A 12,939-nucleotide genomic window follows, 5' to 3' on the forward strand; every position below is an offset into this window, starting at 1 on the left:
GCAGCGATTGCTCACCAGATGAATTGCGAGATCCGCCATAGCATCGTCATTGCCGCCGCACCCGAAGTGGTGTCCGCTGCCTTGTCCGAGCCCCACCAGCTTGCGCATTGGTGGAGTCGCGAAGTGAGCCTGGCCGACGATCTGGTGCGCCTGGATTGGAGCCGGCAGGGCTGGCGAGTGGAGCTCAGTATTGATGCCGGGGCCAATCATCAGCTGGTGTGCTGGCGCTGCCACGATTCCAACATGCTCGATACCGACGCCTGGAAAGGCACCGTGATGCGCTTCGAGCTACGCTCCACCAGCCAGGGCACACAGATTGATTTCGTGCAGTCCGGCTACCGCGATTCGCCGTGCAAAGAGGCCTGCGCGCGCGGCTGGCGTTTCTTCCTGGGCAGCAGCCTCAAACGCTACGTGGAAACCGGCGAGGGCGCGCCGTCGGCCGATATGCGCATGCCCGAATCGCTAGAGCAATACCCGCACAGCGCACGCTAGATGATGCAAAGGCGCGCGTTGGCAGCGTTCAACGCGCTGCGTCGATGACGGGCAACAGCATGTAGACCTGAAACACAGCGAGCTTTCCGCCCATCGCATCATGACCAACAAGAACAGCTCACAAAGCGATTCCGCAGACTGCCAGGCAGCCGCTCGCAACAGTGTGTTGGCCCTCTAGCCGCCCTCCTCGACGATTCTGGCCGTCGCCCCGCCTCCAGGTTGGCGGCGATGCCCAGTGCCATCGCTCGCATCGTGTATCGCGCACGAAGCAACCCGCTGCTGCGGTAACACGACATGCGCCTGACGCAGCAGACGCATGCCGTGCGAAAAACGCCGATCGCTCACGCCGTGCGCGGCTGGCCCATCGATGATGCTGTATTGACCGGCAACTGCGCATCCACCGTCACCGGGCTGTCGGCCTGCAACAGTGCGCGCGCTTCGGCGTCGCTGGCGACCGCCGGCGGCGAGCCGCGTAGCGGTAATCCCGCGGTTTCGCGCACGAACAACATGGTCAGCAAGCCGATTGCCGCTGCACCCATCAGGTAGTACGCCGGTACCAGCGGGTCGCCGGTGCGCTCGACCAGCCAAGCGGTGACCAGTGGCGTGGTGCCGCCGAACAACGAGACCGAGACGTTGAAGCCGATCGACAACGCGCTGTAGCGCACCGGCGTGTAGAACAGCGCCGGCAACGTGGACGGCATCGAACTGGTGAAGCACACCAGCGCCAGACCAAGCAGCATCAGCCCGGCGAAAATCAATCCGTCGTGACCGCTGCCGATCAGCAACAGGCATGGGATCGCCAATGCAAACAGTGCGATGCAGGCGCCGATGATCATGGGCCGCCGCCCCAGTTTGTCGCTGAACATGCCGCCGACGATGTTGAGCGGCATCATCACCAGCATCACCAGGATGATCAGCAACAGGCCCTTGCTCTCGGCGTAGCCCATGGTGACGCTGAGATAGCTGGGCATGTAGGTCAGCAGCATGTAGTCGGTGACGTTGAACACCAGCACCAGGCCCACGCACTTGAGCAGTTGCGGCCAATGCAGCCGCAGCAACGTCATCACGCCTTGCGCGGCGCTCTGTCGTTCGCGCTGCTCGGATTGTTCGGTGTAGGCGCGAAATGCCGGGGTTTCTTCCAGCTTCATGCGCATGTACAGACCGAGCAGACCGAGCGGGCCGGCGATCAGGAACGGCACGCGCCAGCCCCAATCGAGCATCTGCGCCGGGGTCACGCTCATGTGCAACACGGTGACGGTGGCAGCGCCGGCGATGTAGCCACCAAGCGTGCCAAATTCCAGCCAACTGCCCATCAGGCCGCGATTGCGATCGGTGGCGTATTCGGCAATGAAGGTGGCCGCGCCACCGTATTCGCCGCCGGTGGAAAACCCTTGCAGCAAACGCGCCAGCAACAACAGTGCAGGCGCCCACAGGCCAATGCGCTCGTAGGCAGGAATCAGGCCGATGCTGAAGGTGCCCAGCGCCATCAGGATCATCGTGGCCGCCAGCACTTTCTGGCGTCCGTAACGGTCACCGAGTGGGCCGAACACCATGCCGCCAATCGGCCGCACCAGAAAGGCCACGGTGAAGGTGGCAAAGGTGGCGATCAACTGCGCGGTCGGATTACTGGCCGGGAAGAACACCTGGCCCAGCGTCACCGCCAGATAACCATACACGCCGAAGTCGAACCACTCCATCGCATTGCCCAGCGCCGCAGCGCCGACGGCCTTGCGCAGCATGCCGCGGTCCACCACGGTGACATCATCCAGTTGCAGCTGGCGGCGGCGTTTGAACCAGCCAAAGTGCGAACGCATCGCGCGGGCATCATGCATCTGTGGTCTCCGTAAGTCGCGCCTCGGATTGCTCGTCGGACGCAGGCCATCGCTGCCCGCTCGCCCTGGCAACGCACAGGACACGGCACATCACGCAAGCACGGCAGCGCATTGCACTGGATGACACCGGAGGCATTCCCGGACGGCCGCGTGGGTTCAGCGACGCTGCGGGACAGACGACCAAGGGATGGGCAATGTCCAGGGGCTTGATCAGTGCGCTATGTTACTACAGCGCGCAGATCGTTGCAGGCGCGACTGCGTGCAGCACGGGAAAAGACCTTGGGTCTGGCGGATTCGTATGCACGAGTGCGCGATGTGCATAGACGCGATCACCCTGTCTTGTGCGTGCACGTACGCCGCCACCTCGTCACGCAGGCCCTGCATCATGGCGGCGAGTGCATCTGCATTAACGCGGTGGGTGCGCGCGTTTTGTAGCGACTGAAAATCACTGCTGCATGCGCCAGGCGACTGCGCGCCATGTGTTTAAGCGCTTTTACTGGTCCCAAGTGCGCGGCGCAGCAGTGCACTGCTGCAGGCAATCAACCGGCATCCAGCACCGACAACATGTCTTGCAGATCCTCACGCGTCTGCGGCCTCACCGCACGCGCCAACTCTTCGCCATCGCGCAGCAGGATGATCGTGGGCCACAACTTGACGCGAAAAGAGCGGCCCAGCGGCCGCCCTTTTCCATCTTCGATCTTGCGGTAGTCGATCGCTTCGTATCCACCCAGCAGCTTTTGCAGCAGCGGCTGGGCGGCAATGCAGTGGCCGCACCAGTCGGTACCAAACTCCAGCACTTGCAGTCCGGTCTGTGCCTCCACCGCACTGCGTTCCGGTGCCTGGGTGGCGTACTCGCGCACGAACCCCATCGTCTCGCTGCTCCGCTGCGTTACGACAGGGCGCGCTGGATATCTTCCAGCGGCAGGTTGGTCAGATCCTTGGCAAGGTCACCCACCAGACGCTGCTGGGTTTGCTTGTGCAGCAATGGGCGCACGCGGCCCAGCGTGGTCGGATCCGCCACCAGCACCAGATGCGTGTATTCGTGTTTCAGGGCGCCATCGTTCAAGGCGTGCGAGAGCTGCTTGGCGAACGTCATTTCGTCCAGGTCCGCCTCGGTGAGGTCCCGCGGTGCCTTGCCGGCCGGGCCGTCGTCATCGACGTTCTGCACATCGGTACGCGCATGCTGGCGCAGTACCACCTTGGATTCGTTGCCGGTGTTGGTGAACCAACGGGCTTCGCCGCCATCGGCCACCACGACCAAGGCCCCCTGAGGAATTTGCAGACTCATGCGATTCTCCTGGTGAATGATGACGCTGCAAGTACAGCGCCGGTCGGTCTCAACCTAGGCGAGAAGATGTAAGTTTCGCGCCTAGTCGGTGTCAGCATCGCGTTAGTGCTGCGCTTGGAACTGCGGCGGCGGCGGCTCTAGGTGCTTGCTTGAAAAAAGCGTGCGATCACGCCGAGCGCCTGCTGGCTTTCCGGCTGCGCGAGCGGTCCCTTTCGCCAATGCCGTGTCATGCAGTGTTCTCCCAGGCGCTTTGGGCCGAGGAGGATAGCCTGCGTTCGGCCGCGTTCAAGCCAGGCGCGTGGCATCACCTGGCACGATGCAGTGCATCAGCCCAGATAGGGCCGCTCGCTGGCAAACAGCAACTGCTGTGCGCCACGTCGCCACGCATCCGGGCAGCGTTCGCCCAGCAGCACGGCCGCCATCGTATAGGCCAAGCCGCGGCCGACCAGGCTGACGCCGCCCAGCGCCGCTTCGGCCTGCTGCTGGCTGCTGCCGGCCTGCACCGCCTCGAAGAACCGCGCGATGTGCGCGCCGTCTTCGCCGCTGCCTTGCAGGGTCGCCGCGCGCAACGCATCCATCGGCCAGCCTTCGCGTGCGGCCAGGGCCCAGGCGCTCGGTGCGATGATCGGGTCGAGCCCGGCACTGTCGGGGAGTGCACGCGCCCGCTGCTGCAACGCGGCGCTGGCACCCTTGGATGCAGCGGCGAGCCGGACGATGCGTGCGTGCACGTTGGCATTGGCGGCCGCCTCTGACACTGCCGTGTCCAGCTGGCCGTGGGCCAGCGCGTAATAGCTGTGGTACGGCGTGCCCTGCGTGCGTTCGCCGCCTTCCAGTGCCACGATCGACGCCAGTGATGGCGACTGCTGCGCCATGCCCGGCAGGTCCGTCGCCAGGCCACGGTAGCGCTGCAACCGCGCCAGCATCGGCAACACCTCGTCAGCCAATGCCGGCGCACGCGCTGCTTGTTCGTACAGCGCCTGGGCTTGCGGCAGATGCAACTGGCCGACCTGCACGGCTGCTGCTGCGCGTTGCAGCCAGGGGTCGTTGGGCCAGCGCGCCTGTGCGGCAAGAAACGCCTGGTCGCGCTCGGGGGTATCGCTGCTGCAGCGGATCGCCGCGTACTGCAACGCAGAAGCATCCGGATGCGCCTGGGCAGCGGCGGTGTGCTGCTTGCACACTTGCGCACGTTGCTCGGGTGTGGCGATGTCCTGCTGCATGCGCAGCGCCACCACGTCTTGCGGGTTGCGTTGCAGGCGCTCGGTCAGAATGCCGGGCACGGCCTGTGGCGCGGTGCTGCGCAATTGCTCCATCCACTGCTGCAGGTACGCCGAGCCCGCATCGTCCCACCGCGCATGCGCGGTGATCAGCGCCAGATCGCGCTCAGGGCCCAGCTCGCCCAGCAGTTCATGCGGCGCACGCCCGGACACGGCCGTCAGCACGTCGCGATACTGGCTGCCCTTGCCGCTGACCTTCTCCGGCGGCGCGCTGAAGATGTCCTGCGCCTGGGTGCGTTCCCAGCGCGTGGTGCTCAGACTGCGCGTGGTGTCTTCGCTGGCCGAGCCGTAGCTGGCCCGCCAGTTCAGCAGCAGCGCGGCACCGGCGACGTTGTAAGCGAACTGGCCGCCATGGCCGCCACTGGGCGCATCGAAGCGTTCGATCGCCGCGCCGTTGGCAGCGCGGGTTTCGACGTGATGCGTTGCGCGTTCGGACAAGCGAAACACATGGCGGTCATTGGCCGGGATGGTAGCGGACTGTCCATCGATGGCCACCGTCACGGTCTGCTGCAAGCCGTTGTAGGCGACTACTTCGGCCATTCCCACGGTGCCGCCGGCCCACAACACGCCAGCAACAATGGATGCGGCCACCGCCACCCGCGCCACCGACGGAAACACGCCGTCGGCGGCCAGAAAGCGCTGCCACAGGTTCTGCCGCAGATCGCGTTGCCGCTCCTCGCCCGGCAGGCGGATCGGGTAGTCGCCCGGCGCTGCCGGGGGCGTGTCGTCGGTCGGCGAGGCCTCGTCATGCCGCAGGCGCTCGGCTACGGCGTTCTCTGCGCGCAGCAACTCTTCCAGACTGGCATCGCGCAGCGTGCCCAGGGCGTCCAGGGTGACCTGCACCCAGCTGCCGGCTGCCTTCATCCAGGCATTGATGTTGTTGTCGTCAGCCTCGACCAAGCCGAATTCCGGCAGGCACTGCGACCACTGCGGCTTGCCCAGGGCCTGCGCCAACGGTGCATTCAACCGCACCCGCCCGGCTTGCGCATACACCTCACACAGCGCGCGTTGCACCTGATTGCAGGCCGCCACCAGCTTGCGCAGTTCCTTGGCCGAGACGCGGCCATCGGCGATCACGCTATGGAAGGTCTGCAGGTACAGCAGGTTGGCGTCTTCCAGATCGGCGATGGTGTGATCGGTGTAATGCAGCACCGCCAGATAGCCGCGCAGCAGCGCCGGCCAGTCGCCGCCGATGGTGTTGGCGGCCGCCAGGTGCACGCTGCGGCAACGTTGATCGTGGCCGCTGACGCGCGCGCGCAGCACCCGCAGTTCGTCGTCCAGTTCGGCGATCACCGCCGGCAGCTGCGTACGCGACAGCGTGGTGCCCTTCCAGGTCACCACACCGCCGGCCGCACGCAGCCCGCCATCCATCAAGCCTTGCAAGGTGGCGCGTTGGCGCTCGCGCTCGCGCAGCTGTTCGATCGCCTGGCCATCGTCGGGCAGATACAGGCCGTCCAACGCCTGCAGCAGATCGCCGGAGGGTAGCGGCGTGGCATACAGCTCGGCCAGCGTGCGCGCGGTACGCGTGCAGGAGCGCCCCAGGTACAACCCTTGGTAGCGCCGCGACAACGACAAGGCGGCGAATTCGCGTTCCAACTGCTCCAGCGAAACAGCGGTGTCCACACAGGTGAGCGCCTGGCCGTTGAACATGCCCAGCGACACGCGCTCACGCAGCGCCTGGGCGCCGTGCAGCAGATCCATCGCCGGGCGCGCATCGATGGCGCAGGCGATGTAGCGGCGTTTGAGATTCTCCTCGCGCGCGGCGCTGGGTGGATGCGTGGCCCACATCTGCGAGGGCTGCGCGATTTCGGTATGAAACAGCCGGTGCGTCGGCGCCGCCTCGGTCGGTACCGCCGGTACCACACCGTGCCCCGGGTCGTTCAGCACCACGCGCATGTGTTCGATGATGCGCGACTGGATGGCGAACAGATCCTTGACCGGGCGGTCCTGGGCGAACTCGCGCGCGGCAAAGCGCAGCGCGCGCTGGAAGCCGTCGTCGGCCGCTTCCAGCTTGTGCAATGCGTGCACCAGCGCATCGCTGCCGGTGAGCGAGGCGGCCACCAGGTCGGCCTGGTATTCCATCTCGCGCGAGAGCGCCCGCTGCGCCAGTACCACGCCACGGAAGGTAATTTCGACCAGCGAGCGGATCGACCACACGATCAGCGACAGCCCCCAGCCGATCCACGCCACGCGCAAATCGATGCGCGACAGCGTCGCCAGCACGCGATCCAGTGCATCGCGCTTGCCCACGATATGCGCGGCGATCTGCTGGGCGATATACACCCAACGGCCGACCGCCATGGTGCGCTGGGCGAAATGGCCGAATTCGTGCGCGAGCACCGCCTTCAACTCGCCCAGGTTGAGCACATTGACCAGGCCCAGCCCGATATCCAGATTCTTGCGCGAGGGCAGCAATAGATTGATCAGCGACAGGTCGTAGAACACCCCGGCGTTGACCTGCGCCGACAGATAGACCTTGTGCGGGCGTGGTGCACCGGCATCGTCGGCCAGCTGGTGCAAGAAGGCGAACAACGCCGGCTGCTCGGCGGGCATGAGTTCCATCGCGCGGGCGTCGCGTTCGGCGCGCTTGTTGAACACCAGCGCCTTGGCCATGAACACCGTCAGAAACGCAGCGCCTGCCGCCACCACCCACAACCAGAACGCCTGCTCGCCACCGGAGCCCTGCAGCAGGCCGGCCACCAACCGGTAGGCGGTCCAGCCGAACCACACCAGCAAGCCCAGATACACCGCGATGAAGCCGCCCAGCCCGAGCATGGCCAGCCAGGCGTTGCGGCGGTAGTTGCTGCTGGGCGCAGTGAGCTGTTCCGGCACCACCGCCGGGCCTTGCGGATAGAGCGATTCCATTCGTTTCCCCTGATGAGTGGCCGGGCACCACGCAGTCGTTCGGCATCCCGGCCGTGCGATTCGATCCACCGGGCGTGCTGTCCCCTCGCCCCGGCAGCGCAGAAAATAGCCGAGCGCGGCGACAAAATCCACGTGGCGCGGACGAGGCGGGGCACGCCCGCAGCGCGATCGCCTCAGCGCCGCTGTAACGCGGTCATTCGCGCGTGGCGGCGCGCTCGGCCTGCACCTGCCGCACCGCCTGCACGGCCGAGCGGGTCAATGGGGCGGGTAAGGCATCGAGTCCGAACCAGCCGAGTTCCAGCAGCACCTGCGGCTCGCACAGCACAGCGTGTTCGGAACCCTGGATGCTGGCCAGATACACCGGCGCCACCCAGTGTTGGGGCGGATCCATGTCCGGTTCGAAGTGGCTGACCACGCACAGCACGCGCTGCGGGTGCACCTGCAGACCGGTCTCTTCGAGCACCTCGCGCACCACGGTGGCCTCCACGGTTTCCATCCAATCCACCTTGCCGCCGGGCAGGCCCCAATGGCCTTGCTCGGGCGCACGCCCGCGCCGCACCAGCAGCAAGTGACCATCGGCCCGCTGGATGAAGGCGCCACAACCAACGCGCGGGCGTAACTCGGAAGACATCGGCATCAGCAACTCTCGCAGACTCTGGTACACCAGTGTCCTGGATGTGGCGGCTACGGGGAATGCTGGCAGGCATGGTCGATCGCCACATGCCCAGTCGTTTGAGGATCGCCATGCATGGAGCAATCGCCGTGGCGTGCAGCGGCGGATGCCTGCGCATTGGCGTTATGTCAGTGATGGTCTGCAATAACGCCGCCTTAGCACCGCATTGGCCAGCATGATCGCCTTTCCGCGCCATGCTGGCGCGTAGCTGTTGGAGAAGTGCATGTCTCGAATTCTTGTCATCGGCGGCCACGGCAAGGTGGCGCGCCTGCTCACGCCGCTGCTGGTGCGTGGCGGGCATCAGGTCACTGCGCTGTTCCGCAACCCTGCACACGAAGACGACGTGATTGCCGATGGCGCCACGCCGGTGGTGTTCGACATCGAACACGCGCAGACCGATGCCATTGCCGCACAACTGGCCGGGCACGCTGCGGTGGTGTGGTCGGCCGGCGCGGGCGGCGGCGATGCGGCACGCACCTATGCGGTGGATCGCGATGCGGCCATCCGCTCGATGCATGCGGCCGAGCAGGCGCGCGTGCGTCGCTACGTGATGGTCTCGTATCTCGGTGCCGGGCTGGAACACGGCGTCGGGCCGGACGATGCGTTCTTCGCCTATGCGCAGGCCAAGGGCGCCGCCGATGCGCACCTGCGCAGCACCCCGCTGGACTGGACCGTGCTTGGTCCCGGCCGGCTCACCTCGGATTCGCCGTCGGGCGGCATCACGCTCGACCCGGGCAGCGACACTGACGGTGGCGTCTCGCGCGGCAACGTGGCACAGGTGATCGCTGCCGTACTGGCAACGCCAGCCAGTATCGGCAAAACGCTGGGCTTTATCGACGGCCAGACACCCATCCCGCAGGCGCTGCTGCAGCTGGAATGAACGCAGCACCCCGCGCGATCCACACTGCACGCGGTGACCGGGGCCGGCTAACGAATTCCTAAAGCCGGCACCCGCATAGTCGCGAGCGCAGCCATTGTGGAGGTCGCTTATGTCCGCGTTCGCCAGCCCGGGCCGCGCCGGGATTCTGCCGCCGTCTCTGCTCGAACACCTGGCGCAGGCGGCATCCGCGCATGCGCGTCAGTGCGCGGTGCTGTCGCGGCAAATCACCTCGCAGCTGCGGCAGCAGCGCGCACTCGGGCTGCTGGCACGCGCCGATGCGCCGGCTGCAGAAGCCGAGGCAAAACAGACTGCCTGGCTGGTGCAACGACGCATTTACGATGCCCAGCATGGCACCACCCTGCCCGGCACTCTGGTACGCGACGAAGGCGCCGCGGCTACGCAAGACCAGTCCGCCGCCTTGAATGAGTCGGTTTCGGATGTGCTCGGCGTACTGATGAAGCAGTACACGCTGCGCCGGAGCGCCGACCAGGCCGACTGGATCATCGGCGCCGGCGTGTCGATGCTTGGCATCAACGGCGTGGGCCTGCGCTCGATGCAGGCACCTGGCAGCGCGTACGATGACCCGGCGCTGGGCAAAGATCCACAGCCGGCCACCATGGCCGGTTATGTCGACACGCAAGAGGACGATGGCGGCGTGCACCACAACGCCGGCATTCCTAACCACGCGCTCTATCGTGCCGCCGTCGCGATCGGCGGTGCTGCGTGGGACAAGACCGGGCGCATCTGGTATCGCGCGCTCACCGGCGGCAAACTGGCCGCCTGTGCGGACTTCGCCACCTTCGCCGCGCTGACCGTCAACGTGGCCAGCGCCGACGACGGCGCCCCCAGCAGCGAAACCGCCGCCGTGCAGCAAGCCTGGCGCGACGTGGGTGTGCTCGCATGAGCACACAACGGCCACCGATAGAGCCGGGCGTGACCTTGCGACTCGCACGCGAGGGCGGCGTGGCGGCCTTTCCGGCCATGCGCCGCGAGCGCCAGCTGGTGATGGATGCGCTGGATGCTACGCAGCGGCTGCACCTACGTAGCGTGCTGGATCAGTGCATGGTGCATGCGCTGCCGGCCCCGCAGGCCGGCGGTGGCGACCGTCGCTATTTCAGCATCGTCTGGGATGGCGCCAGCGAGCCGCTGCGCATCCCCGAAGAACATGCGCCAGCCGAAATCGTGCGGCTATGGAAGCAGGGCACGCTGTAGCGCAGATCGACTGCCGCAGGGTGGCTTGGGGGCATCCCTCGACGGCGACGCGTGTGCGCCGTGCCGCAGTGACGCGTACACAAACGCAGACACCGCGCAGTGCGCGGTGTCTGTCGGTAAACGAATGTGGTCCAACTGCGGATGCCTGCACCCTTTAAGCTGCCTAGATGCTCTAGGGCTGCACAGCTGGTGACGCATAGTGGCGCCCATCACGTTAGCGCGACGTGCAGCGCAGAGGTCAGTCTGAAGACATGGCCCTCATCGCTGCACTGCACCAAGCACCCGGTGCGCGGCGCCCAGTCAATTCTCCGGATGCGCTTCCACCAGATGCGCCAACAGCATCAACGAATCTTGCCAGCCTAGGTAGCAAGCATGCAGCGGGATCTGCTCGGGTATGCCTTCCTGCACCACATGCAAATCGGTACCGCACGGCAACGCGTGCAACTGCACCGTGGTCAGCATGGTGCCGGCAGCGACGGGTCGTCGAACGCATCGTCGTAGCGCAGCAACGCATTGGGTTGCAGCGCGCGGTAGGTGCCACCGAACGCGTGCCGCTCGCCATTGGCGAAATTGGTGAAGGCCATGCGGAAGGTGCCGCCGACATGTGCCTGCAAATGCTCGACGGTGCAGGTGAACCCGTTCGGCGGCAGCCACTTGACCACCGCATCGGCTTGGAGGAAAGCGCGATAGATCCGCTCGGGGCTGGCACGTACAACGCGGTGGAGCGTAACGGTGGACATAGGCACTCGCTTGGGCAGAGGACGTGTGTACATGCTAGCGATGAACGAACCTCTGCAAAACATGGCAGGCGATTGCCTGCCTGCATCAACGCTCTGCCCAAGCAGCGTTCGCTCGGCAAGGTATCGGTTGGCCGCATTCGTGTGCGATGCATTGCCGGGGACGACAACGCGCGAGGTGCCTTGCTGCACGTTCGAACCGGTGCATCCGCCAGCACATCGGCAGCGCGCGGGCATCGGCTCACATTGCCGCCGCGACCGGCTTCGCGGATAGTCGCAGCACTGCTCAGACGATTTCTTCCATGATGCTCGCGACCTTGTTGTTGCTCGCCGCCGGACTGCTAGGTGCCGTTGTGCTCGCTGGCGGCGTCTGGTGGTTGCTGGCGCGCCGCCGTGACGCCAAGGCCGATGACAGCGCGCCACCACTTGCCGTCGGCGCGCCCACCGCACACGCGTCGTCCTCGCCGATCGCACCGGAACCACTGCCAGCCGCGCCGCTGCAGCAACCAGCGCAGCGGCCCACCGCACAGCCACTGCAGATCGAACCACCGCCGATGCGCCCGCTGTTGCGGCGCATGTATGCGGCGGTGATGGCCACGCCCTCGCTCGCCGAGGGCACGCTGCCGACCGACCCTGCGCAGACGGAGGTGCTGGCCGCTGTCGGCGCCGCGCTCGAACATGTCGACCTGCGCCCGCAATTGCTGCCGCGCCGCCCGCACCTGTTGCCGCAGCTGATGCGTGCGGTGAACGACCCGGACGCTTCCGGTCGTGGCATCGCCACAATCATCGCGCAGGACCCGGCGCTGGCGGCCAACCTGCTGCGCATCGCCAATAGCGCGCTGTATCGCCCGCAAGGCGGCCCGCTGGAAAGCCTGGAGCGTGCGGTCGTGCATATCGGCACCGAAGGCGTGCGCCAGATCGTCGCTGCAGCCGTCATGCAGCCGGTGTTGAGCCTGGATGGCGGCCTCTACTCACGCCTGCCCGCTGCCGTGTGGGATTACGCACTGCGTACCGCCACCGCCGCAGCCGCCTATCTACGCCAACGCGGCGGCGACACCTTGTCCGGTCAACTCGCCGGCCTGCTGCAGGGTCTGGGCGCGATCGTGATCCTGCGCGTATTGCGCGACACCTACGCCGAGCGCCCCGGCGTGCCCTACAACCTGCAGGTCGCCGCCGCCCTGGTCGAACGCCATACCGCTGCAGTGGCCAAGACCATTGCCACTGTCTGGGACCTGCCTGCGCAACTCAGCACCGCGCTGGACGAACAGCGCCCCGAACACGACACCACCCTGCTCGCCACCTCACTCGGACTGGCCCTGCGCTACGGCCGCCTCGCCGCCGCCCTGGCCATGCTCGCCCGCCACGGCGCCGAGCACGAAGACCACGCGCTCAGCATCCTGGCCACCCTGGAGCCGGACAGCGAGGCCAACGCCGCACTGTGGCAACGGCTGGTGGCTGCGAGCGTGGAGTAATGCATTTCGACGGCGACCGCGACGCATCCTTGACCGATCTGGAGGATCTCAACGAATGCATCTGTCGCCGCGGCCCAGTCATGCTTCATGGATTTACTGCACACGATCTTGGGAGACAAGAACAAGATTTTTTCTGGATCCAGAACACCTTCAGCCACGAAACTTGACTAGAGGTTGTCCCATGCGGGTAAAGATGCGATCCAGGTGCGTGAGC

At 66.1% G+C, this 12,939-nt stretch carries 10 protein-coding genes and 1 pseudogene; 5 read left to right on the plus strand and 6 right to left on the minus strand.

The genetic code is table 11. From position 1 onward, the window contains the following. Nucleotides 1–18 precede the first annotated feature (18 nt). Nucleotides 19–492 (plus strand): SRPBCC family protein, encoded by a 474-nt coding sequence (locus M0D43_RS10905; RefSeq protein WP_252164636.1) that lies wholly within the window; start codon nucleotides 19–21, stop codon nucleotides 490–492. A 341-nt stretch (nucleotides 493–833) separates the two neighbouring features. Here the strand turns inward: M0D43_RS10905 and proP are convergent, their stop codons facing one another. The 5 genes from proP to M0D43_RS10930 form a co-directional block, all read right to left on the minus strand. Next, nucleotides 834–2,324 (minus strand): glycine betaine/L-proline transporter ProP, encoded by a 1,491-nt coding sequence (proP, locus tag M0D43_RS10910; RefSeq protein ID WP_101364305.1) that lies wholly within the window; start codon nucleotides 2,322–2,324, stop codon nucleotides 834–836. Nucleotides 2,325–2,863: 539 nt separating this feature from the next. Then, nucleotides 2,864–3,193 carry a thioredoxin family protein gene (locus tag M0D43_RS10915; protein ID WP_252164637.1) on the minus strand — a complete coding sequence of 110 codons (330 nt, stop codon included), beginning with the start codon at nucleotides 3,191–3,193 and terminating at the stop codon, nucleotides 2,864–2,866. Nucleotides 3,194–3,213: 20 nt separating this feature from the next. Further along, complete coding sequence (locus tag M0D43_RS10920; RefSeq protein ID WP_101364303.1) at nucleotides 3,214–3,612, minus strand: host attachment family protein; 399 nt, start codon at nucleotides 3,610–3,612, stop codon at nucleotides 3,214–3,216. A 326-nt stretch (nucleotides 3,613–3,938) separates the two neighbouring features. Continuing rightward, nucleotides 3,939–7,661 (minus strand): M48 family metallopeptidase, encoded by a 3,723-nt coding sequence (locus M0D43_RS10925; RefSeq protein ID WP_252165025.1) that lies wholly within the window; start codon nucleotides 7,659–7,661, stop codon nucleotides 3,939–3,941. A gap of 283 nt (nucleotides 7,662–7,944) precedes the next feature. Beyond that, nucleotides 7,945–8,415, minus strand: coding sequence for an NUDIX domain-containing protein (locus tag M0D43_RS10930; protein WP_260808210.1), 471 nt, complete (start codon nucleotides 8,413–8,415; stop codon nucleotides 7,945–7,947). A 232-nt stretch (nucleotides 8,416–8,647) separates the two neighbouring features. Here M0D43_RS10930 and M0D43_RS10935 point away from each other — a divergent pair, with 232 nt between their 5' ends. From M0D43_RS10935 to M0D43_RS10945, 3 genes are all read left to right on the plus strand, one after another. After that, nucleotides 8,648–9,304 (plus strand): SDR family oxidoreductase, encoded by a 657-nt coding sequence (locus M0D43_RS10935; protein ID WP_252164639.1) that lies wholly within the window; start codon nucleotides 8,648–8,650, stop codon nucleotides 9,302–9,304. Nucleotides 9,305–9,413: 109 nt separating this feature from the next. Then, nucleotides 9,414–10,208, plus strand: a complete 795-nt coding sequence (locus M0D43_RS10940; RefSeq protein ID WP_260808211.1) for a M4 family metallopeptidase — start codon at nucleotides 9,414–9,416, stop codon at nucleotides 10,206–10,208. Then, nucleotides 10,205–10,516 (plus strand): protealysin inhibitor emfourin, encoded by a 312-nt coding sequence (locus M0D43_RS10945; protein ID WP_252164641.1) that lies wholly within the window; start codon nucleotides 10,205–10,207, stop codon nucleotides 10,514–10,516. Before M0D43_RS10940 ends, M0D43_RS10945 begins: the two co-directional genes overlap by 4 nt. Nucleotides 10,517–10,816: 300 nt before the next feature. Here M0D43_RS10945 and M0D43_RS10950 read toward each other — a convergent pair. Beyond that, nucleotides 10,817–11,256 (minus strand): annotated as a pseudogene (locus tag M0D43_RS10950) (SRPBCC family protein). Nucleotides 11,257–11,555: 299 nt separating this feature from the next. On the opposite strand from M0D43_RS10950, the gene M0D43_RS10955 reads away from it, so the two are divergent. Then, nucleotides 11,556–12,725 carry an HDOD domain-containing protein gene (locus M0D43_RS10955; RefSeq protein ID WP_252164642.1) on the plus strand — a complete coding sequence of 390 codons (1,170 nt, stop codon included), beginning with the start codon at nucleotides 11,556–11,558 and terminating at the stop codon, nucleotides 12,723–12,725. The last annotated feature ends 214 nt before the right edge of the window (nucleotides 12,726–12,939 follow it).

It is taken from the genome of Xanthomonas prunicola, assembly GCF_025266575.1.
GTDB lineage: Bacteria > Pseudomonadota > Gammaproteobacteria > Xanthomonadales > Xanthomonadaceae > Xanthomonas > Xanthomonas prunicola.

Coding starts and splice junctions, on each gene's coding strand:
- M0D43_RS10940 (WP_260808211.1), top strand. CDS start 9,414: ATGTCCGCGTTCGCCAGCCCGGGCCGCGCCGGGATTCTGCCGCCGTCT.
- M0D43_RS10945 (WP_252164641.1), top strand. CDS start 10,205: ATGAGCACACAACGGCCACCGATAGAGCCGGGCGTGACCTTGCGACTC.
- M0D43_RS10935 (WP_252164639.1), top strand. CDS start 8,648: ATGTCTCGAATTCTTGTCATCGGCGGCCACGGCAAGGTGGCGCGCCTG.
- M0D43_RS10920 (WP_101364303.1), bottom strand. CDS start 3,612: ATGAGTCTGCAAATTCCTCAGGGGGCCTTGGTCGTGGTGGCCGATGGC.
- M0D43_RS10955 (WP_252164642.1), top strand. CDS start 11,556: ATGATGCTCGCGACCTTGTTGTTGCTCGCCGCCGGACTGCTAGGTGCC.
- M0D43_RS10925 (WP_252165025.1), bottom strand. CDS start 7,661: ATGCTCGGGCTGGGCGGCTTCATCGCGGTGTATCTGGGCTTGCTGGTG.
- M0D43_RS10905 (WP_252164636.1), top strand. CDS start 19: ATGAATTGCGAGATCCGCCATAGCATCGTCATTGCCGCCGCACCCGAA.
- M0D43_RS10915 (WP_252164637.1), bottom strand. CDS start 3,193: ATGGGGTTCGTGCGCGAGTACGCCACCCAGGCACCGGAACGCAGTGCG.
- proP (WP_101364305.1), bottom strand. CDS start 2,324: ATGCATGATGCCCGCGCGATGCGTTCGCACTTTGGCTGGTTCAAACGC.